Here is a 21,865-nt window from a genome sequence, read left to right on the forward strand (position 1 = left end):
TCGATAAATCTTCAAAGTATTCCTATAAAACGAACGAAAGGAGCTTTAGCGATTCGGTTTTGGGGCTCGACACTAAAATATTCACAAAGATTACCTTGATCATTTTATTTTTCAATACTAAGAAAAGAGTTGTCTCTTGCGTTGAGACAACTCTTTTTTGGCTCTTCGGCAAAAAACGAGGGATTGATTTCCGTCCCGACTGGGCTCTTTGTTGCTGCTGCTTCGCTTTCGCACAGAAAACATTTGTTGCTGCTGCTTCGCTTTCGCACAGAAAACATTTGTTGCTGCCGCTTCATTTTCGCACAGAGCAAAGCTTCTTCGGGGCGTCCGTTGAGCCGCTTCACTCGCGATCCTAGCTCCAGGGCCTCATCTGTGACGCTATCCTCAAGGAGTCGCCCAACAGGAACGAGGATCAACCTACATGGCATACGTTTTAACAAATGCCATCCACAACTTTTGGTTATTAGCCCAATTTCTTTGTATAATTCCAATTATTATGAGATGATTTAATCATCAAATGTGATAGGAGATGAAAGAAATGAGCATACATATACAATTATTAACCAAGGATGTTGTAAGTCAAAAATTATTAAATGAAATACTGGAACTATGGAATGGAAATGCTAAAGAAACAGCAGAATGTGAATTAGAGGAAAGTGAAAGAAATGGCATTCAAGAACAGCTAGAACATTATATTCAATCAAAATATGGAGCCATTTATATAGCAACTAATGAACACAAAGAAATGATAGGTTTTGGAATGGCTTCGATTAAAAAGGATTTTATATACGATATGAATTATGGTCAAATAGACGAAGTTTACGTAGTACCAGAATATAGAAGACAGAAGGTTGCTAAACGTCTAGTAGATGATTTAGTGAATTGGTTTAATGACGAACACGATGCTTCTGTAGTAAATGTTTATGTAGATTTAGAAAATGACTTAGCATTAAACTTTTGGGAAGGTATCGGTTTAGAGAAGGAATTTTATATGCTATCAAGTAATTAAAAAATGGCCAATGAAGTCTAGATGATTTCATTGGCCATTTAGTTATTTAATGCCTTGTTCTTTTTTCATTCGATCGATTTCAGGTCCGAGATCGTCACGTACTGTGCCTTTCCAAGGTTTTACACCAGCGATGTATGAGGAGCGAGTCATAATATGTCCTCCAACAGGACCTGTGATGAACAGGAATAATATACCTAGCAAAATGCGAGGATTGAAGTGATCTTCAATCAGCCAAAAGTGAAAGAATACGCCAATGAGTACGCACATGACACCGAGCGTTGCACTTTTTGAGGCAGCGTGCGCGCGTGTGTACAAATCAGGTAAACGGACAAGACCAATGGCTGTCACGACAATAAATAGCACCCCTATAGAAATGAAAAAGATAACTAAACTATTAGCGAGAATTGTCACGTTTAATGATATCTCCTTTCTCTATGAATTTAGAGAAAGCAACAGTACCGATAAACGATAAGATCGCTAACAATAAGATAATCTCAAGGAAGAAGCTTGTTTCAACCAATACTGAAAATAGTGCAATTAGCGAAATGACTGACACACCCAATGAATCCAATGCTACCACACGGTCTGATGCAGAAGGTCCTTTAACCATTCGATAAATAACTGCAACCATCGATAAGCAAATCACCACAATTGCAGTAATAATAAACGTTGTCATGATTTACTCACCTCCAAAATCGCTTTCTCAAATGAATCTCGAATTGCTGTAATTGCTTCATCGACATCGCTAATATCGATAGCATGTACATATAAAGTTTTTGCATCATCTGATACATGCACTACTACTGTACCAGGGGTTAATGTAATAAGACTTGATAATAAAGTAATTTCCCATTCTTGTGTTAAAACAGTCGGATAGGCAAAGAATGCAGGCTGCATATCCAACTTAGGCTTTAAGACCACTTGAAGAACTTGTATATTCGCTAACACTAATTCCTTTAAAAAGAGTAACGTCAGCTTAATAATTGCCCATATACGGTAGACGTAAAGACGTGTAGTAAAAAATCTACGCATAATAACGAGCAATATAATACCGAGAATGAACCCAACAATAAAGCCTGATGCCGTGTAATTAGAAGAAAGGAACATCCAGACGAAGGCAAGTGCAAAATTTAAAATAATTTGAAATGCCATAGCACTAATCCTCCTTCAATACAGCATCTATATAAATAGATGGATCATTTAATAGTTTTGCCGCATCGTCCATAAATGGCGTAATCCATTCAGTGCCAACACCATATGCTACGGTAATGAGCACTAAAAGAACAGTAGGCACAAATAGTGTACGATAGACTTTTTTATCGACAGTACCCTTTGTTTCTTTTTCTTCACCCCAGAAGGCATAAAGGAAAATACGAATTACTGACAATAAAACGAGAAGTGATGAAGCTAAAATAAAAATACTGCTCCACATACTGCCTGCCTCAAAACCTCCCTGTACAATTAAGAGTTTTCCGACAAAGCCACTAAGTGGGGGAATTCCTGCTAGACCAAATGCAGCAATTAAATAGAACCAACCAAGAGCAGGATATTTCTTCATAAGACCGCCCATTTTTCGTAAATCAGATGTGCCGGTAATGTAGATGATTATACCGATCAACATAAAGAGCGCTGCTTTAATAAGCATGTCATGAATTAAATAAAACATTGCACCCTTTAGGGCAACCTCATTCATTTGAGATACACCGAATAAAATAACACCTACAGCAATGACAATGTTATAAATAATGATGAGCTTCACATCGTGGTAAGCAAGTGCACCAATGCAGCCCGCAATAATTGTTGCAATTGCTAATGCCATTAGTAAATCATGTGTATACGATAAATCATGAACAAAGAACAATGTATACGTTCGAGTAATAGCGTAAATGCCGACCTTTGTTAGTAGTGCACCAAATAGCGTTAACACGGGTATAGGTGCTGCCGCATAAGATGTTGGAAGCCAAAAGTATAGCGGGAAAATAGCCGCTTTTAACCCAAATACCATTAAAAATAGTACAGCTATAACAGTAATAATGCCTGGTTGATCGATTTCAGCAATTTTTACTGCAATATCTGCCATGTTTAATGTACCTACTACAGAGTAAAGGAAGGCAACTGTAATAACGAATAATGCAGATGAAATAACATTGATTAAAATATATTTAATGGAACCTTTCAGCTGCCCTTTTTCGCCCCCGAGAACGATGAGTAAATACGAGGCCATTAACAATACCTCAAAGAACACGAAAAGGTTAAAAATATCGCCTGTCGTAAATGCTCCGTTAACCCCAGTTAAAATAAACATAATCCCAGGATAATAGAAGAAGCGTTCACGTTCTTTTGTGATGGAACCAAAGCCATACCAAACAACAAAGAAGGTAATGATCAGCGTTGTTGTGACAAGCAATGCGGACACCATATCAGAAACCATCGTAATGCCATAAGGCACAGGCCAATCTCCAAACGTTAACTTTTGAATACCATCATTTTTAACTTTTATAAGCAGCGAAACGGCTGATATAAGTGCAAGTCCTATACCAAGCAAAGCGAATGAACGCTGGTATTTTAAGTTTTTTTGCCCAAACATTAAAATTATGCCGAAGAAGAACGGAATGATAATTGGTAGTAGAAGGAAGTTATTCATCCTCATCACTTCCTCTCATTAAGCTTATATCATCTGTCTCGAGCTCCTGATAAGAACGGTAAGCAAGTACAAGGAAGAACGCTGTTACCCCAAAGCTAATAACAATGGCTGTTAAAATTAGCGCCTGTGGTAAAGGGTCCGCAAATGTTTTAGCCCCTTCTTTTAAAACAGGGGGTGCTTCCCCGCCAAGTCCACCCATCGTTAAAATAAGAAGATGGGCACCATGACTTAAAAGACCTGTCCCGATAATAATGCGCAATAAGCTTTTAGATAAGATTAAATAAACCGCTGCCATAAACAGAAAGCCGATGACAAACGCCATAATTATTTCCACTATTCATCCTCCCCAATCGTTTGAATAATGGTCATCGTAACGCCGACAACAACCAAATAGACACCGCTATCAAAAAGCATAGCCGTGTGTAATGACTGTTTGCCTAGAAGCGGTAAATCGAAATAATCAAAGAAATGTGTAAAAAACGGTTTGCCCAAAAACATAGGGAAAGCGGCCGTTGCAAAGGCTAGTAGTAAGCCAATTGCTGTTAAATACGTATAATTTATTGGTAATACCTTACGAACCGTATTTAAATCAAAGGCAAGGACTAAGAGCACAACGGCACTCGATGTTAACAGTCCACCTACAAAACCGCCCCCAGGAGTATAATGTCCAGCAAGAAAAATATGAATGGAGAAGAAGAAAATAATGAAGAATACAATTTTTGCTGTAAATTGTATAATGACATCATTTGTTTTCATGTGATTTCCCCTTTCTATTCATGCGTAGCTTGATCATTGCTAAAATAGCCATCCCAGCAATAGCTAACACTGTAATTTCAAATAATGTATCAAAGCCACGGTAATCTACTAAGATTACATTGACAATGTTTCCACCGCCGGCTTTTGAATAAACTGTTTCCTCATAATACTTCGAAATAGTTGGAATCAATTTTTGTGATTGGGCGGACAGTGCTAAAAGCGTTACCATAACACCGACAGCAATTGAAACGATCGCACGATTTAATTGGAATCTCATGCGTTCTTCTCGTTTGCCAAGCTTAGGCAGATGATAAAACGCTAGTAAAAATAGCGCAACAGAAATCGTTTCAATGACAAGTTGCGTTAATGCTAAATCAGGAGCATTAAAAATAACGAAGAATAATGCCACCGTGTAGCCGACAGCGCCAAGACCTATAATGGCTGTTAGACGTGACTTTGCCAAAATTGTAATGGCCGTTCCAATGACTAAAACGACAACTAAAATGATTTCGTAAGGACGAATAGGTGCAGTGTCTTGGAAGGAGATTGAAAAGGCATTTTTCACAAATAAAGAACCTAGTACAATCACTGCAATGCTACTAAACATATATAGCAAGTAATGACGCATAGAGCCTGTCATATAAAGACGTGATACACGATTTAACCCAACGTCTAGTCCGAGCATAATCTTGTCATATACATTATTTAATGTCAAAGCGCGTGGGAATTTTTGATAGATGCCCTGCCATTTCGGTAATGCTACAAACAATAGAGTCCCAACAATTACTATGCCAATTGTCATGAGTAATTCTGGTGTAATTTCACCATGCCACGCTGATACATGAATATCAACATCCTGTGGTGAATCATATAAGAATGGTTGAATAGCTTGTACTGCTGGCTTTACAAAAGTATCACCAACCAGATTCGGAATAAAGAATATGGTTACGACTAATGCTGCTAAAATCATCGGCGAAATCAACATGCCAATAGGGGCCTCATGTGGTTTATGAGGTAATTTCTCTGGTGTATATTTACCAGTAAATGTTCTAAAGACAAAATAGAAACTATAGATAAATGTGAAAATACTTGCAACCCAAGCGATAATAGGGAAGAGGGCTCCCCATGTTTCAAAGCCGGAAAATTCAAAATTTTGAAGTGCAAGCATTGCAGTTAAAAACATTTCCTTACTTAAGAAGCCGTTAAATGGTGGTAGACCAGCCATTGATAAGCCTCCGATTGCTGCGACTGTAAAGCTAATCGGCATAATACTCATTAAGCCACCGAGTTTACGAATATCACGTGTACCTGTTTCATGATCGACAATACCTGCAATCATAAATAAGCTACCTTTAAACGTCGCATGGTTTATAAGGTGGAAAATTGCCGCAAAAGCAGCAAATTTGATCGTATCTGTTGCTCCATTGCCATGAAATGCTATGGCACTAGCTCCAAGCAATGACATAATAAGTCCAAGCTGACTCACTGTAGAGAATGCAAGAATCCCTTTTAAATCGGTTTGCTTCACTGCAAAGAAAGATCCCCAGAACAAAGTTAAGATACCTACACCTGTAACGAGCCATACCCAAAGTTCGGAAGCCGCAAAAATTGGTGTAAAACGTGCAACTAGATAAATACCTGCTTTTACCATTGTTGCGGAGTGAAGGTATGCACTAACTGGTGTTGGAGCTTCCATTGCATCTGGTAGCCAAATGTAGAATGGGAATTGTGCAGATTTCGTAAAGGCTCCTAAAAGTATTAAAACGAGCGACCATGTGAACAACGGATGCTCCACTAAATCAGGTGCCATAACAATAAGTTCACGGATTGAATACGTTCCTCCCATTAAATAAAGAAGGATGAATCCTCCTAACATCATTAAGCCGCCACCGACCGTAATCATCATAGACTTCAGTGCGCCAAGGCGAGAGGCATCACGGTTATACCAGTAGCCGATTAGTAAAAATGATGAAATAGATGTTAGCTCCCAAAAGAAGTACAAAGTAATTAAATGATCCGACTGTACTACTCCAAGCATCGCGGTCATAAATAATAATAAATAAACATAAAAATTATGTAATTTTTCTTTATGTTTGTCTAAATAAAAAATAGAGTAAAGTACGACCAATGAGCCAATTCCAGTAATTAGTAATGAGAATAGCAAGCTAAGTCCATCTATATAAGAAACGATGGAAATATCGAGCGATGGAATCCAAGGAAGCTCTTCAAGAAATACTTCACCATCTGCTACTTTTGGGATATAAGAGGCGTAAATAATCGCAAGTGTAGCAGGTACTGCAAGAACAAACCAGCCTGTATGAACATTTTTAATGCTTTTATATAAAAATGGCACAAATATTGCGGCAAGCATTGGAATGAAAATATAAAGTACTTGTAACAAAAAAATCCTCCTTTATGCAGGTAGTATGTCAATTATAACGTACTTTTTGTACGAATGCATATGCACTAATAGGATTTAGCTTGCGATAGTGGAAGAAAATTGGCTATATTATAAATAGGAAGTTATCAATAGGAATCAGAGGAAAAATTTTTTATGAAGAACCCTTATATTTATGGTTATCTACCATTGATTACAATTTTTTTGTTTAGTTTAACATTTGGGATGTATGCTGTAAGTGAATCGTTGCAAGTTTTTCAAGCAATTGGCGTATATTCTGGCATGCGTGAATTTTTATCTGATTTCGAACTACGTATTTTTTTGCTAATTGTCTTTGCTGTCATCTTTTTTATGCTATTTTCAGCACTAAAGTTAGTAGGAGAAACTATTCATGAGCTAGGGATGTTATTTTTTTCAAAAGACAATGATGGTGCGACAGTTCATCAAGCACGAGGCGGTTACATAATTTTAGTTGTTGGTGCAATATGCTCAGCCTTTGCTATTCAATTTATTTATGTTTTAATAGGTATCTTTGTGTTAACTGTCTTTATCTATTTTATTTATCTTATCTATAAAATGAGCCATTTTATGTCTATGAGTGGAACGATTGGGCTACTAGTATTTGAGCTTTTTATGTGGACAATATTATTATCACTTTTAGTTTACGTCGTTTTAAAATTGTATAATGGCATCTTGGCGAGTTTACCGTTCGCTCAATAAAATACACCATTCTTTTTCGTCAACAAAAGGCAGCAGGAGATTTCTTCCTGCTGCCTTTTGTCATTATCATAATTTTGGCTGGCTCAGAGGATAGTAGTCGTGTTGGCTAAAGCGTTACATCCTTTGAAATTGCTTCAATTCAGTTCGTGTGGTTACTCCATCAATACATTAAATAGCTTATGATGAATCTTATAAGCTTCTAAGCTTTCCATAGATTGTGGCTTATCATAGCCGAGCCATACTGCTGCAGTATACTCATCATTTAATCCAGCAAGCCAGTAGTCGCGATAGTTGTTGGTTGTTCCTGTTTTGGCACCGATATAGTTGCCTCTACTATAAACACCCTGTCCTGTACCATTCGCTACAACATCCGCAAGCAACGAACGCATATACTTTACCGTTTTCGGTGACCATATTTGATCGCGTTCTGTATCCCAGCTGAATAGCTCAGTTCCATCAGCTGCTGTCACTTTACGAATGCTATGAGCCAATACGTATGAGCCGTCTATAAAGCTCGTATAGGCATCTGCTAGCTCAAGTGCTGTAACACCATACGTTAATCCTCCTAACGAAGCAGCAGCATAATTATGGTCCTCTGCCACGATGGAGCGGAAGTTAAAACGATCTAAGTAACTAAAGGCTGTTTCAATCCCAACTGTGTTAAGGAGACGGAGAGCCGATGTATTATAGCTATATCGAAATGCTGTCCGAATTGAAACATCACCGTAAGTAAAGCCACCATAGTTTTGTGGACAAAATGAACCGACACAATAACTGCCACCACTGACTTTAGAATCTGGTGTATGTGCTGTCGTTTCAAAGAAAGGAGCATATACAGCTAACGGTTTAAAGGCAGAGCCTGGCTGCCTTGTACCCTGATACGCACGATGAAAATCATATTTTTCATAGTCTTTCCCTGCATAAATACTAACAACTTCACGGGATTTATTATCAATAACTGCTCCAGCAGCTTGTAATTTGCCTGGGCCTAGAATTGCTGTCATTTTTTTCTCATCATGTGCTTGTTTATTAGGATCAAGTGCGGTATAAATCGTTAGTCCATTTTGAAATAATGTATTGAGTCGATTGTCTAACTGTGCTTTAATTTTTTTCTTTTCTTCTTCACTTTGTGTATTTGCAAGACGGTCTGCATAGCCTTCTTTTTCTGCAACTAACCATCTAAGCTCTTGTAGGACGTATGTGCTGTACATTGGATAGTTTTGAACTTTATTTTTTACATTTAACGTTATTGTTTCAGCTTTATATGTATTTGCATCTTCTGTTGTTATAGCACCACTCGCTGCGAGAGTATCTAATAGCCGCTCCTGTCTTGCCTTCGTTTTATCAAAATTTTTTAAAGGATTATAAAGTGAAGGGTTATTTGGAATGGCAGCAATAAATGCAATTTCAGCAACTGATAATTCTTGAAGTGGTTTCTGGAAATAATATGTAGCCGCACCGCCGATTCCATAAACTTGATTGCTAAAATAGGATTCATTTAAATACATCGTTAAAATCGCGTCTTTATCAAATTCTTTCTCAAGCTCATAGGAATAAAAAAGCTCAGTTAGCTTTCGTTCATATGTTTTCTCATCGGATAAATAGCGCATGCGAACAAGCTGCTGTGTAATGGTACTACCACCTTGAGATGCAGAATTTGAATTTGAGTTAGCAACCACTGCTCGGACGATTGCACTGAGATCAAAACCGATATGATCATAAAAATGAGCGTCCTCACTTGCAATAAAAATTTCCTGGGCAATTTGTGGGATTTCTTGTAACGTTAGAGGCTGCCGCCATTCGACATATTCCTCGCTAAACGTTTGCCCGTTTTGATCAATAAGTGTTATTGGAAGCTGTGACTGTACTTCCGGTAAATGAATAGCATCAGCAATTTGCTCCTCATGAGCTTTTGCCGAATTAATTTCTGTCCTAATATTTGTACTGATCCACCAAAGGACAGGTAAGGATAGTAAAATGATAAAAAAACCACAAGCCTTTTTCATATGTGCCTCCACTCTAAATATGGGTCATTCAACAGAATAACATAATTTGGATGGTTTCTAAAATACTCGTTCGGACCTATTTGCACTTTGTCAAAAATCTCGGATAGCAGTATTCAGAACTGTTGACATGTCTAAATACATAATATTTTTTTATAGAGTTGGTTTATTATATGTGTTGATGGGTACGATCCCATAATGGAACGAAGGCTAAAAACATCATGTCCTGTGATAACGCCTTCGTGACGAACATCCTTTTGGCTCAAGCGGCTCATCGGACGCCCTCAGCCGGAACGGAAATCAACCCAACGTTATGGTGATGAGCAAAAAAATAAAAGTGCATAAATCGTCAATACTTTGGTGCAGAAAACCATTAAGAAATATGGTAGACTAAAATGAGATCAGAAATGATATACTACTATCATTTACATTAAAAATGAAATTTTACATTTAAAGGAGAGACTTTAATGTTTCCACAATTAACAACAGAAGTACAAACAGGCGAAGTACTTGTAGAAATGAAAACAACATTAGGTGCTGTTAAAATTAAATTATTCCCAGAGCACGCACCAAAAACTGTTGAAAACTTCTTAGGTCATGCAAAATCAGGTTATTATGACGGCATCATTTTCCACCGTGTTATCCAAGACTTTATGATTCAAGGTGGTGACCCAACTGGTACAGGTATGGGCGGCGAATCGATTTGGGGTAACTCTTTCGAGGATGAGTTCTCTGATGAAGTATTTAACCTTCGTGGTGCTCTTTCAATGGCAAATGCGGGTCCAAACACAAATGGTTCACAATTCTTTATTGTACAAATGAAACACCTTCCAAGTGATATGCTTCGCCAATTACAAGGTGCTGGCTTCCCTGAAGAAATTATTGAAGCATATGCTCAAAATGGTGGTACACCTTGGTTAGACCATAAACATACAGTATTTGGTCATGTTGTTGAAGGGATGGACATTATAGACAAAATTGCAGATGTAGAAAAAGACTTCCGTGATAAACCATTAGAAGATGTGAAAATCGAGTCAATTACAGTTTTTGAATAATAATTGTAAGGACGTGTAAAACATGGAACGTTTAATGTATCAATTTCTATATTTCCCTGAAGATAAATCAGGCTATATTCCAGCAGCTTTTGAATTTTTAATAATGCTTATTTTATGCGTTATTGTATTTATTATTTTCCGTAAAATTTCTAAAAAACAAGAAATGAAAACAAAGGAAATCGAAGCACGTATTCTAGCTGAGAGAAAAAATACAAATAATCAGCAAAATGATTAAAATGTGAAAAGCCAGATTCCTCGCAGTCGAAAATAACTGTGAGGCATTTGGCTTTTATCATTAACCTCCACTATATTTCTAAACTAAAAAAAGGATACCTCAGAGAAACTTGAGATATCCTTCGCTATCTATTATTGAAGTGTTTGCTTAAAGCGTTGAACGCCGTCTTTTACTGTGTCAAATGAGCAAGCAACGTTCATACGCAAGAAGCCGCGACCCTCTTCGCCATATTTTGTCCCTGGCTCTAATGCAAGCTTGCCATTTTCTAGCAAGCGTTTCATGATTTCTTTTTCGTCCAGTCCTAATTCTCGATAATCAATCCAAAGCAAATAAGTACCCTGAGGTTTTGTCATATGAATACCAGGTAATTGTTCTAATTCAGCAATTACATAGTCCATATTATTAGAAATATAAGTAAGCATTTCTTCTAACCATGGAGACCCTTCTGTATAAGCAGCTTGAAGTGCAACAGAAGCAAAGGTGTTTAATGAGCCTTGCCCACTAGCCATATTAACTGCCTCTAGCAACATACGCTTTTTCTTATCCGTGACAATCATATAGGCAACCTGAATACCGGCTAAATTAAATGTTTTTGTTGGTGCCATACATGTAATAATACGATCAATTTCATCTCCAGCAATTTTTGCTAGTGGCGTATGTTTTGAGCCATCTAACATTAAATCAGAATGAATTTCATCGGAAATAATCACTACATCATATTTTGCACAAAGGCGCACGATTTCCTTTAATGTAGCTTCATCCCATACATAGCCCCCTGGATTATGCGGATTACATAATATGTAAGCTTTCGCGTTTTGAGCAAGTGCCTGTTCAAAAGCTTCGAAGTCATAGACAAATGTTCCATCTTTTTCGACTAAAGGACAGCTAACAATCTCTCGAGCATTACTTTTTGGGATGTTATAGAATGGCGGATAGACTGGCGAGGAAATAAGAACTTTATCTCCTGGATTTGTCAGTGCCAAGACACTATTTGCTAAAGCAGCGACAACACCATTACAGAAGACAATTGACTCTTTGTCAATGTGCCAATCATGGTGAATGTTTTGCCAGTCCACTATCGCCTGTATAGCTTCATCACTAACAAAGCTATAACCGAAAACAGTCTTTTCAGCATGCTCTTGTAGCGCTTTTGATACGGCTGCTGGAGCAGCAAAGTCCATATCAGCTACCCACATTGGTAGTATGTCTGAAGCATCTTTAAGTCCGTAGACATTTTCCATTGTGTCCCATTTTACAGAGTTGGTACAACGACGTTTAATAGTTTGATCGAAAATAGACAAGCAAATCACTCTTTTCTTTTTTTTTTACTATGGTATCATACGAGTATTATAAAAGGATAATAGGTGAGCATGTTGGAAAATATTAAAATGAATCAAGCAGCCGTACATCTGCTAGAGGAGTGGGATCCATTTAACTTAGGTCCAGACCATTATGATACTGAAACGGCAGATGTTGTAGCAGCATTGCAAGGTATTGATGATCCATCTGTTCTTGCAAAGGTCATTCAAGAAACATACGAGCATTCGTTTGAAGAATGGATTCCATTTGAAAATTGTGTAGCCATTTCATACAAACTTATTGCCATAAAATTTGAAGCAAAATGCATTATTTAACTTCTTTCCGATTCGGACGCAATTTAATTGATCGAAGCTTTTGCTTTTCTATAGAAAACGAGGTTGTCATTCATATTGAGACAACCTCGTTTTTTAAATACAAAATTATTTAAATAACGGTAAAATCCCCTGAATGAAAATAATTAATATTGCAATCGGAGAAACATAACGAATTGAATAATACCAAATGTTGAACATCAGATTTGAGGATGCAAGCTCCTTACGCGAAATGTCCTTTGTATAATAATAGCCTGCAAAGATGGAAATTAGAAAGGCTCCAATTGGCATACCTATACTATTGGTTAAAAAGTCTACAAAATCAAAAATAGAGCGGTCTAAAATTTTTACGTCGGAAAGGATGCCGAATGATAGGGCACTTGGAATACCAACGATAAAAATAATGATCCCGCCGATCCAAGCGATTTTCTTACGCTTTTCAGGCTTGTCTCCAATTGCGATTGCCACGACGATTTCTAACATGGAAATCGAAGAAGTGACTGTTGCAAATAGTAGAAGTACAAAGAAAATCGTTAAGAACAGTCCACCAAGAGGTAATTGCTCAAAAACAGCAGGTAAAATAATAAATACGAGGCCAGGACCTTGATCAGGTGTATAGCCGAGTGCGAACACTGCGGGGAAAATTACTAGGCCTGCAAGTAAAGAAATGATAATATTCATGGATGCAACATTGATGGCCGAGTTTCCAATTTTCTCACTTTTGGATAGATAGGAAGAATATGTGATCATTACTGCGATACCGACGCTTAACGAGAAGAATGCTTGTCCAAGCGCCTTTAAAAATGTTTCCGCATTTAAGTATGACCAATCAGGGACGAACATAAATTTGACGCCTTCCATTGCGCCGTCCAAAGTTAAGGAGCGAATAACTAACACGATGAAGAAGATGAATAAAAGAGGCATCATCCAAGTGCTAGCCTTTTCAATCCCACCTTTAATACCTGCGGATACAATCGTTACCGTTAAAAGCATAAACAACCCTTGTACAAGCACTGCTTCAAATGGGCTTGAAATGATGCTATTAAACAAATCTGCATAATTAATATTGGAACCAGGATTATTCAGCTGTAATGTAAAGGCACGGCCCAAATAACTTAAAATCCAACCACCAACAACACTGTAGAATGAAAGTATTAGACCGGCAATAATCATGCCACCCCATCCTATCAAGTACCACGGAGTTCCTGGTGCTTGTTCCTTGAACGACGTGACGGCATCTTTTTGCCCACGACGACCAATCATAAATTCTGCAATTAACACCGGCAAGCCGATAATAAATGTACATAAGATGAATAATAAAATAAAGACACTTCCGCCATTCGTACCCGCCATGTAAGGAAACTTCCAAATAGCCCCTAACCCTATAGCACTTCCAGCGGCAGCTAAAATAAACCCAATTTTAGTTGTAAATTGATCTCTTGAAGACACGAAAATAAATCCTCCTTATACTAAAGTTTTATTTTACCGCAATATTTTCATAACACAAGCAAATTTCAGTAAATTTAAGTTCGTACCTACAGCAGAGGTAGTTCTAGTAGTGAAATATTTGGTTCAACCAGCGAAGTTAGGGGTTTTAGCGGCGAAGTTTGAGGTATTAGCGGCGGAGTTTGAGGTATTAGCGGCGAAGTTTGAGGTATTAGCGGCGGAGTGTGAGGTATTAGCGGCGGAGTTAGGGGAGTTAGCGGCGGAGTGAGAGGAGTTAGCGGCGAAGTTAGGGGAGTTAGCGGCGAAGTTAGAGGAGTTAGCGGCGGAGTGTGAGGTGTTAGCGGCGGAGTTAGGGGTATTAGCGGCGAAGTGTGGGGAGTTAGCGGCGAAGTTTGAGGTGTTATCGGCGAAGTAAGAGGTTCAACCGGTGGAAGTTGCAAATCTTACTGGCAAAAGTACATGGATTTATAATAATAAGTAAAATATGTAACAATTGGAACCGATGTTTCGTTCCATACACAAAGGAGGGATGATAGTGACAGAAACTGAATTAATCGAACGAGCACAGCAAGGAAACAAAGATGCTTATATAGAGCTTATCCGAACACATCAACGAACAGTTGAAAAATTTGCCTTTCAATGCGGCGTACATAGTAATGATTTAGCAGATGTTTCACAGGAGGTATTTGTGAAGCTCTATCGTTTTTTACATCAATTTAAGCAAGATCGTTTTACGACATGGCTCTATAAAATCACACTAAATGCCACACGTGATTATTATCGCAAACAACATCGAGAGCAGGAAAAGGAAGAAAGGCTAAGTGCTCAGCGCCAAACGCCCTCATCTTCAGCAGAAAAGCATGTCCTTAATTTTGAGGAGGATAGGCTATTACATAATGCCATTCAAGCACTTGATGAAAAATATCGTTATCCTCTTATATTATTTTACTTCCATGAATTAAAGTATGAGGAGATAGCGGAGGTACTAAATATCTCGTTATCAACTGTCAAAGTTCGTATATTACGTGCAAAGGAAAAACTCAAAGCAGTGTTAATGGAAGAGGGGAGTGTTGAAAATGGATGATAAACAGTTTGAAAAACGAATGGAGCTTCTAAAAAAATCCTATGATCGCATAGAACCACAGCTAGATCCAGAAGCTGTTTTCGCACAAATTGAGGCAGAAAATGCAATGCAACAAACAGAACAATCCAATACAACTCAAAAGCCTCCCTCAAAATGGCAAAAGCCAGCCGTCTGGATAGCAAGCATTGCAAGTGTACTTTTAGTGGGTGTTCTCGTTTCGTCGTATGTGATTAATCAAACAACAACTGGTCAAACAGTTGAACAAGAACAAGAATATGACGAATGGCTTTCAAACGTTACGAAGAAATATCAAGAAAAGCGTGAGCAAATGCGTAAAGAGCTCGACATACCAGAGAAAGAGTTTAGTGAAATAAGTTCAGTTCAAAGTGCTGACGATAATTTTAGTGATTTAACGAAAAGAAGTGAGTTAATACTTGATAGGCGGAACAATGACTCTTTAAAAAGATTAGAAAAAGATATATTGGAAAATCTACAAACGCCGCGTGAGCTTATACAACAAATTGAAACTTACGAAGATCCTATGTCATTTGAAGAATCTAATTACTTTTACAGTAATTATCATTACTTAGCTGAAGACATTGCAAGCTATTATTCTAATAAACTTACTCAGTATGAAAAAGTTTTATCTCAGCAACCAAAAAGCTTCCCTGCAGAACTAAATCAATTGATTGCTTCGGCTAATAAGCAATATTTAGAATTACAATATAATGGACAAAGTTATAGTTTTCGACCTAATCCTGTATTCGGGAAAGACGCGCCCGAATATATTGAACGCCTGCATCCAGATGTATTAGGATATTTTAAATATTTGGCTACAGGCTCATTACTTGTTGGTGGGGATCTACGTTATTCTATAGAGGATTCTGCAACTATTTTGCGCCTATATGAACAAACACTTTTAGGGGATGATTCCACTGAGAATGATAATTATAATTTATTAAAGGGAGAGTTTGAAAATACGTGGCTTGCCATTTTTAAAGGAACTCAAACTGATCCAATCCGTACAAACTCTGGGCAATACAAGTCTGAATACGTGGATTTATTAGCTATCATTGCGAATGGAGAATATGGTGAGGCAATGCGTGAAACAGCGCAAGTAATACTAAATGAAATAAAGTTAACGGGACAATCTAAAACCCTAGACCAATTAACAACATACGATATATGGATGGGAATATTACATTTGCGAGAAGATATATTTATGCAGACGCAAGATGGAACAACAAGTATAGCGATTAATGACAATTGGATTGAGCAAACTAAATTACTTTACAATGCATTTGTTGTAACGAAGGATGATGCAATGATCGATACTTTAGATCCAATTAACATTGTTAGTTTGTTCTTATATGCTTATGGGATTAATGATAGAGAAGTAGCCCAAAAACTTTTGTCAGATGATGTGGATATCAATACAGTTGTGCAGTTTAAAGGAATGGAAAATTTTACAGCGCTTCATGAAATAGGAGAATCGCCACTTGATATTAGAGCTACTGTAAAAAGTGAGGCGCATAAAGTAATTGGACAGCAATTATCCTTTAAATTAACCTCTGTAGTAACCGAAAATGGTGGGACACGTTACCTAATTAGTGCTATTAACAAATAAGGAGATTTTTTGCCCCACTTTTACACCTATGTTATAATTTAACGTGATATATACGTAGCAATCAAAAAGAAAGTGGGCAAAAGGTTATGGTGAAAAAATATGAATTAGGAGACGTGTTGACTGGAAAAGTTACAGGAATTCAGCCGTACGGTGCATTTGTTGCGCTTGATGAAGATACACAAGGCCTTGTGCATATTTCCGAAATTACGTACGGCTTTGTAAAGGACGTTTGTGAATTTTTATCAGTTGGGCAAGAGGTGGAAGTGAAGATACTTGAAATCGATGAAGAGGCCGAAAAAATTAGTTTATCGATTCGAGCTTTGCAGGAGCGCCCTGCAACATTACGTAAAAAAGATGCGCCACCACGTAAATCATTGCAGGACCGTGTAGATGAATCGGATGCGAATGGTTTTAATTCCCTAAAAGATAAATTACAGGACTGGATCGAGCAGTCAGGACAATAAAATAAAGTAAAACTTTAATCAGTGGGGGGCTTTACCTCCCACTGATTATTTGTCTTCACCAATCGTGCTTTTACAGGCAGTTATTTTACCTAACTTCTTTGCTTTTGTTGAATTTTGGGGCGGGAGTCTTGTACCTGACGCTTCGCTTTCGTTACAAATAAATTACTGCTTTGTTAATGCGGGATAAAAAAACGAGGATGCTTTCAAAATTGAAGGTATCCTCGTTTTTTTGTTATTCAACTTGTTAAATATTCGCTTAAAGAAGTTAAAGCCTTCAGCCGATTCCGGACGCAATTTATGCAGAGGTATAATTGATTTATAGCCGGGAATTATTGATTTTTTATTTTTCGAATTCGATATTGCAGGTTTTGGCGACTCATGCCAAGTGCAGTGGCAGCCTTTGTGATATTGCCTTCATATAAATTTAAGACATTTTGCACATAATATGATTCGGCTTCACGTAAATAAGCATCGAGTGGCATAACATCATTTTGTTGATGGAACATAAAGAACTCTGGCTCATGATTAGATTCGTCTTGCTGCTGCACCTTGAAGCGAAAGTGCAGTGGGAGTAAATCTGAGGTAACTGTTGACTCAGTTGTCATAAACGACACAATTTCATCGAGTAATAGCTCAAGTTCCTTTAAATTTCCTGGCCAATCATATTGCAAAAATAAATCCCTTACATCAGGTGCAAGTTCCGCTACATTTGAAGCAAATCGTTCACGGTGGCGGCTAAAATAGTCATATACGAATGGAAGAATATCTTCTTTTCGATCTGTTAGATTTGGAATGGTAATAGCCATTGTTGCAAAGAAATAATACAGTGATTTTAAAAGCTTCTTTTCCGCAATCAGTGTAATCGGATCACTACCAACACTCCCGATGAGCATGTACTTAGACTGTGGAAGGGATTGTAATACATCTAATAGTTGCTCTTGGATATCGAGGCTTAAAAAATCAATGCGTTCAAAGAAAAAAGTGTATGCCCTGTCATCCTGCAAGAGCTCCTGTAATTTATCTAAAACAGATTGAGCGGAACGACGACTCACTAGTGTGACAAATGCTTCAGGATCAGAAGACGCCGCATGGTGAATACTCTCTGCGATTAAATCCTTTCCTGTACCGGATTCGCCGATTAGTAAAACAGGTAATTTCACAGCTGCTGCTTTCTTGGCATTTGCGATAACCTGTTGCATCGATTCAGAAACAGATGTAATCACGTCAAATGTTAAAGGCTCACCATATCGACGAAGCGGCTGATAAACAAGCTTTTCGAGTGATGTAATGTCACGAGCAAATTCAATAGCTCCAATTAGTTTATTTTCAGCATAAAGTGGGAATGTATCATTAATAGTTGTAATTTCATGACCATTTTTATTCCAATAGGTTTGTTTTACATTAATTTCTTTTTGTCCTGTTTGTAAAACACGCATTAAAGTACTTTCATGCTGGCGGAAGGAAAACATTTCAATAACAGAACGATCTGCTAATTCATCAAAATGAAATCCTTCAATTTCTTTCATCTTTGTATTATAAATAATTGTTTTGCCATAAAGGTCAACGGCATGAATACCAACGGTTACGTTTGTTGCAATAAACTCATAAAAAGGTAGTAAGGGTTCAGAATTTTTCATAAAATATGCACCTCAAAAATTTTTTACTTGAAATATGCAACGAAATTTTGCATTATAATAAGTGTAAGAATATTCTAAACGCAAAAATATTTTGCGTCAATGTTTTTTGCAAACTTAAAACACATCTCACGAGGGAGGATTAAGTATGATTTCATACAAACACGAACCATTCACAGATTTTTCTCAAGAGGCAAATTACAACGCATATGTAGAGGCATTAAATAAAGTTGAGAGTTATTTAGGTCAAGACTACCCACTTATTATCGGTGGCGAACGTATTACGACAGAAGATAAAATCGTTTCATATAACCCAGCAAAGAAAACAGAAGTAATTGGTCGCGTATCAAAAGCAAACAAAGAACTAGCTGAAAAAGCGATGCAAGCCGCAGATCAAACATTTAAAACTTGGAAAAAAGTAGATCCAGCTATTCGTGCAGATGTACTATTCAAAGCTGCAGCAATTATCCGTCGTCGTAAACATGAATTCTCTGCACTTTTAACAAAAGAAGCAGGTAAACCATGGGCTGAGGCTGATGCAGATACTGCAGAAGCGATTGATTTCTTAGAATACTATGGACGTCAAATGCTACGTATTAAAGAAGGCCAACCTGTAGAAAGCCGTCCAGGCGAATATAACCGTTATGACTATATTCCATTAGGTATTGGAATTGTTATTTCACCTTGGAACTTCCCGTTCGCAATTATGGCAGGTACAACGGTTGCAGCTTTAGTAACAGGTAACACTGTATTATTAAAACCAGCTTCAACAACTCCTGTAGTTGCTTATAAATTTATTGAAGTGTTAGAGCAAGCAGGTCTTCCAGCAGGTGCTGTGAACTTTGTGCCAGGTTCTGGTGCAGAAGTAGGTGACTATTTAGTTGATCATCCAAAAACACGTTTCATCAGCTTCACTGGTTCACGTGATGTAGGTTTACGTATTAACCAACGTGCATCGGTATTAAATGATGGTCAAATTTGGATTAAACGTGTAATTGCTGAAATGGGTGGTAAAGATACAATTGTTGTTGATAAAGAAGCAGATCTAGAGCTTGCTGCACAATCTATTGTAAAATCAGCATTCGGCTTCTCAGGTCAAAAATGTTCAGCATGTTCTCGTGCAGTAATTGTTGAAGATGTATATGAAACAGTTGTGAATCGTGTAGTTGAGCTTACAAATGCACTAACTGTTGGTGATCCAACAGACTTCAGCAACTTTATGGCAACAGTTATCGACCAAGCAGCATTCAATAAAATTACAGACTACATTGAGATTGGTAAAGGGGAAGGCCGCCTTGTAGCAGGTGGTACAGCTGATGATTCAGTTGGTTATTTCGTACAACCAACAGTAATTGCAGACGTAGACCGCAATGCACGTGTTATGAAAGAAGAAATCTTTGGACCAGTTGTAGCTATTACAAAAGCTAAAGATTTCGACGATGCAATTGATATTGCAAATGATACTGAATACGGTTTAACTGGTGCGGTTATTACAAATAATCGTATGAACTTAGAAAAAGCACGTGAAGATTTCCATGTAGGTAACTTATACTTCAACCGTGGATGTACAGGTGCAATCGTAGGTTACCAACCATTTGGTGGCTTCAATATGTCAGGTACAGACTCAAAAGCAGGTGGCCCTGACTATCTACAACTTCACATGCAAGCAAAAACAACTTCAGAAATGCTGTAATGTTCAAGATAAGGCTTTTCTGTAAGTAATAGGATTAAAAAGAATCTGCGAAACTCCTCCTGGGAAAGCAAGCCTGGCAAGAACCGCAGTAGCAAACGTCGAGGCGGCTTTACCTAGGGGAAGCGAGCAGATTCTTGTTTTTTCTTTATTCAGAAAATGCTGTCTAGTAAATTATCTTTTAGAAGAACATAGTCTTCCATAGATTTTTCATCATGAAAGTAAGGAGAGAATATTATATGACAAAAACACAACAGGTTATTGAACAAACTCAAAATTTTGGTGCTGCAAACTATCACCCGCTACCAATCGTGATTTCAGATGCTGAGGGTGCTTGGGTTAAAGATCCAGAAGGTAACAAATACTTAGATATGCTATCAGCTTATTCTGCTGTGAATCAGGGGCATCGTCATCCAAAAATTATCGCTGCGTTAAAAGAGCAAGCTGATAAAGTAACATTAACTTCTCGTGCATTTTATAGCGAAAACCTTGGTGAATGGTATGAGCTTGTTGGTAAATTAACGAATAAACAAATGGTATTACCAATGAATACAGGTGCAGAAGCGGTAGAAACTGCATTTAAAGCAGCTCGTCGTTGGGCATATGATGTAAAAGGTGTAGAAGATGGCAAGGCTGAAATCATTGCATGTAACGGAAACTTCCATGGCCGTACAATGCTTGCTGTATCTTTATCATCTGACGAAGAATATCGTCGTGGCTTCGGTCCAATGTTACCGAACGTTAAACTGGTAGATTACGGTAATTTAGAAGCGTTGAAATCAGCAATTACTCCAAACACTGCAGCGTTTTTAATCGAACCAATCCAAGGGGAAGCTGGTATTGTTATTCCACCAGAAGGCTTCTTAAAAGCTGCTCGCGAGTTATGTCGTGAAAACAATGTTTTATTCATTGCAGATGAAATCCAAGCTGGTTTAGCACGTACAGGTAAAATGTTTGCATGTGACTGGGAAGATGTAGAGCCTGATATGTACATTTTAGGTAAAGCTCTAGGTGGCGGTGTATTCCCAATTTCTTGTGTAGCTGCAAATCGTGACATCTTAGGTGTATTCAATCCAGGTTCACATGGTTCTACTTTCGGTGGTAATCCATTAGCATGTGCGGTTTCTATTGCATCACTTAAAGTATTACTAGATGAAAAATTAGCAGAGCGTTCTCAAGAGCTAGGTGAATATTTCAAAGGTAAATTACGCAACATTAATAATCCGGTGATTAAAGAAGTTCGTGGTCGTGGTTTATTTATCGGAATGGAATTAACAGAGGCAGCTCGTCCGTATTGTGAAAAACTTAAAGAATTGGGCTTATTATGTAAAGAAACACATGATACAGTCATTCGATTTGCGCCACCACTTGTTATTTCACAAGAAGATTTAGACTGGTCGATTGCGCAAATTGAAAAAGTATTTAATCTTTAACAAAATGTTCACATTTTAATTCGGAAGTATGTTACA

23 protein-coding genes are annotated in these 21,865 nt (G+C 37.7%); 11 read left to right on the forward strand and 12 right to left on the reverse strand.

Annotated elements, in window-relative coordinates; all coding sequences use genetic code 11:
* Positions 1–104: 104 nt before the first annotated feature.
* Positions 105–440, reverse strand: a complete 336-nt coding sequence (locus tag QRN68_RS02770) for a hypothetical protein (protein WP_285395148.1) — start codon at positions 438–440, stop codon at positions 105–107.
* 98 nt (positions 441–538) lie between these two features.
* On the opposite strand from QRN68_RS02770, the gene QRN68_RS02775 reads away from it, so the two are divergent.
* Complete coding sequence (locus QRN68_RS02775) at positions 539–1,009, forward strand: GNAT family N-acetyltransferase (protein ID WP_285395149.1); 471 nt, start codon at positions 539–541, stop codon at positions 1,007–1,009.
* Positions 1,010–1,051: 42 nt separating this feature from the next.
* Here the strand turns inward: QRN68_RS02775 and mnhG are convergent, their stop codons facing one another.
* Genes mnhG through QRN68_RS02810 form a run of 7 tightly spaced genes read right to left on the reverse strand, consistent with a single transcriptional unit; the run spans position 1,052 to position 6,810 of the window.
* Positions 1,052–1,420 (reverse strand): monovalent cation/H(+) antiporter subunit G, encoded by a 369-nt coding sequence (mnhG, locus tag QRN68_RS02780; protein ID WP_068985298.1) that lies wholly within the window; start codon positions 1,418–1,420, stop codon positions 1,052–1,054.
* On the reverse strand, positions 1,404–1,685 hold the full coding sequence (locus QRN68_RS02785; RefSeq protein ID WP_285395150.1) for a Na(+)/H(+) antiporter subunit F1: 282 nt from the start codon (positions 1,683–1,685) through the stop codon (positions 1,404–1,406). The genes mnhG and QRN68_RS02785 overlap by 17 nt, the downstream gene beginning before the upstream one ends.
* Positions 1,682–2,161: a Na+/H+ antiporter subunit E gene (locus QRN68_RS02790; RefSeq protein WP_285395151.1), complete on the reverse strand. Its 480-nt coding sequence runs from the start codon at positions 2,159–2,161 to the stop codon at positions 1,682–1,684. The genes QRN68_RS02785 and QRN68_RS02790 overlap by 4 nt, the downstream gene beginning before the upstream one ends.
* 4 nt (positions 2,162–2,165) lie before the next feature.
* Positions 2,166–3,653: a Na+/H+ antiporter subunit D gene (locus QRN68_RS02795; RefSeq protein WP_285395152.1), complete on the reverse strand. Its 1,488-nt coding sequence runs from the start codon at positions 3,651–3,653 to the stop codon at positions 2,166–2,168.
* Positions 3,646–3,987, reverse strand: coding sequence for a Na(+)/H(+) antiporter subunit C (locus QRN68_RS02800; protein WP_053593262.1), 342 nt, complete (start codon positions 3,985–3,987; stop codon positions 3,646–3,648). Before QRN68_RS02800 ends, QRN68_RS02795 begins: the two co-directional genes overlap by 8 nt.
* Complete coding sequence (locus QRN68_RS02805; RefSeq protein ID WP_285395154.1) at positions 3,987–4,409, reverse strand: Na(+)/H(+) antiporter subunit B; 423 nt, start codon at positions 4,407–4,409, stop codon at positions 3,987–3,989. Before QRN68_RS02805 ends, QRN68_RS02800 begins: the two co-directional genes overlap by 1 nt.
* Entirely contained in the window at positions 4,396–6,810 is a 2,415-nt protein-coding gene (locus QRN68_RS02810; protein ID WP_285395155.1) for a Na+/H+ antiporter subunit A, read from the reverse strand. Before QRN68_RS02810 ends, QRN68_RS02805 begins: the two co-directional genes overlap by 14 nt.
* A 153-nt stretch (positions 6,811–6,963) precedes the next feature.
* On the opposite strand from QRN68_RS02810, the gene QRN68_RS02815 reads away from it, so the two are divergent.
* A complete protein-coding gene (locus QRN68_RS02815) occupies positions 6,964–7,527 on the forward strand; it encodes a DUF5366 family protein (protein ID WP_285395157.1) in 564 nt (187 codons plus the stop codon).
* 152 nt (positions 7,528–7,679) lie between these two features.
* On the opposite strand, the gene QRN68_RS02820 is transcribed toward QRN68_RS02815, so the two are convergent.
* Positions 7,680–9,533, reverse strand: a complete 1,854-nt coding sequence (locus QRN68_RS02820; protein ID WP_285395158.1) for a transglycosylase domain-containing protein — start codon at positions 9,531–9,533, stop codon at positions 7,680–7,682.
* Positions 9,534–9,997: 464 nt separating this feature from the next.
* Here QRN68_RS02820 and QRN68_RS02825 point away from each other — a divergent pair, with 464 nt between their 5' ends.
* Together QRN68_RS02825 and QRN68_RS02830 are read left to right on the forward strand one after the other, a co-directional pair.
* The gene (locus QRN68_RS02825; RefSeq protein ID WP_285395159.1) at positions 9,998–10,585 is read left to right on the forward strand and encodes a peptidylprolyl isomerase; all 588 of its coding nucleotides are present in this window, start codon (positions 9,998–10,000) and stop codon (positions 10,583–10,585) included.
* A gap of 22 nt (positions 10,586–10,607) precedes the next feature.
* Complete coding sequence (locus tag QRN68_RS02830) at positions 10,608–10,820, forward strand: hypothetical protein (protein WP_285395160.1); 213 nt, start codon at positions 10,608–10,610, stop codon at positions 10,818–10,820.
* Between the two features lie 131 nt (positions 10,821–10,951).
* Here the strand turns inward: QRN68_RS02830 and QRN68_RS02835 are convergent, their stop codons facing one another.
* The gene (locus QRN68_RS02835) at positions 10,952–12,121 is read right to left on the reverse strand and encodes a MalY/PatB family protein (protein ID WP_285395161.1); all 1,170 of its coding nucleotides are present in this window, start codon (positions 12,119–12,121) and stop codon (positions 10,952–10,954) included.
* Positions 12,122–12,193: 72 nt separating this feature from the next.
* On the opposite strand from QRN68_RS02835, the gene QRN68_RS02840 reads away from it, so the two are divergent.
* Positions 12,194–12,454: a DUF1871 family protein gene (locus QRN68_RS02840; protein WP_285395162.1), complete on the forward strand. Its 261-nt coding sequence runs from the start codon at positions 12,194–12,196 to the stop codon at positions 12,452–12,454.
* Between the two features lie 105 nt (positions 12,455–12,559).
* Here the strand turns inward: QRN68_RS02840 and QRN68_RS02845 are convergent, their stop codons facing one another.
* The gene (locus QRN68_RS02845) at positions 12,560–13,900 is read right to left on the reverse strand and encodes a sodium-dependent transporter (protein ID WP_285395163.1); all 1,341 of its coding nucleotides are present in this window, start codon (positions 13,898–13,900) and stop codon (positions 12,560–12,562) included.
* 109 nt (positions 13,901–14,009) lie between these two features.
* On the opposite strand from QRN68_RS02845, the gene QRN68_RS02850 reads away from it, so the two are divergent.
* From QRN68_RS02850 to yugI, 4 genes are all read left to right on the forward strand, one after another.
* On the forward strand, positions 14,010–14,165 hold the full coding sequence (locus QRN68_RS02850; RefSeq protein ID WP_285395164.1) for a hypothetical protein: 156 nt from the start codon (positions 14,010–14,012) through the stop codon (positions 14,163–14,165).
* A 267-nt stretch (positions 14,166–14,432) separates the two neighbouring features.
* Positions 14,433–14,981, forward strand: a complete 549-nt coding sequence (locus tag QRN68_RS02855) for an RNA polymerase sigma factor (RefSeq protein WP_285395166.1) — start codon at positions 14,433–14,435, stop codon at positions 14,979–14,981.
* A complete protein-coding gene (locus QRN68_RS02860) occupies positions 14,974–16,608 on the forward strand; it encodes a hypothetical protein (RefSeq protein ID WP_285395168.1) in 1,635 nt (544 codons plus the stop codon). Before QRN68_RS02855 ends, QRN68_RS02860 begins: the two co-directional genes overlap by 8 nt.
* 86 nt (positions 16,609–16,694) lie before the next feature.
* A complete protein-coding gene (gene yugI, locus QRN68_RS02865; RefSeq protein ID WP_285395169.1) occupies positions 16,695–17,072 on the forward strand; it encodes a S1 domain-containing post-transcriptional regulator GSP13 in 378 nt (125 codons plus the stop codon).
* Positions 17,073–17,401: 329 nt separating this feature from the next.
* Here the strand turns inward: yugI and QRN68_RS02870 are convergent, their stop codons facing one another.
* Positions 17,402–18,709, reverse strand: a complete 1,308-nt coding sequence (locus QRN68_RS02870; RefSeq protein WP_285395170.1) for an AAA-type ATPase lid domain-containing protein — start codon at positions 18,707–18,709, stop codon at positions 17,402–17,404.
* A gap of 145 nt (positions 18,710–18,854) precedes the next feature.
* Between QRN68_RS02870 and pruA the strand changes: the two genes are divergently transcribed.
* Positions 18,855–20,399 (forward strand): L-glutamate gamma-semialdehyde dehydrogenase, encoded by a 1,545-nt coding sequence (gene pruA / locus QRN68_RS02875; RefSeq protein ID WP_285395171.1) that lies wholly within the window; start codon positions 18,855–18,857, stop codon positions 20,397–20,399.
* A 236-nt stretch (positions 20,400–20,635) separates the two neighbouring features.
* Positions 20,636–21,829, forward strand: coding sequence for an ornithine--oxo-acid transaminase (locus QRN68_RS02880; protein WP_285395172.1), 1,194 nt, complete (start codon positions 20,636–20,638; stop codon positions 21,827–21,829).
* Positions 21,830–21,865: the final 36 nt, after the last annotated feature.

Source organism: Lysinibacillus sp. fls2-241-R2A-57 (genome assembly GCF_030209535.1).
GTDB lineage: Bacteria > Bacillota > Bacilli > Bacillales_A > Planococcaceae > Lysinibacillus.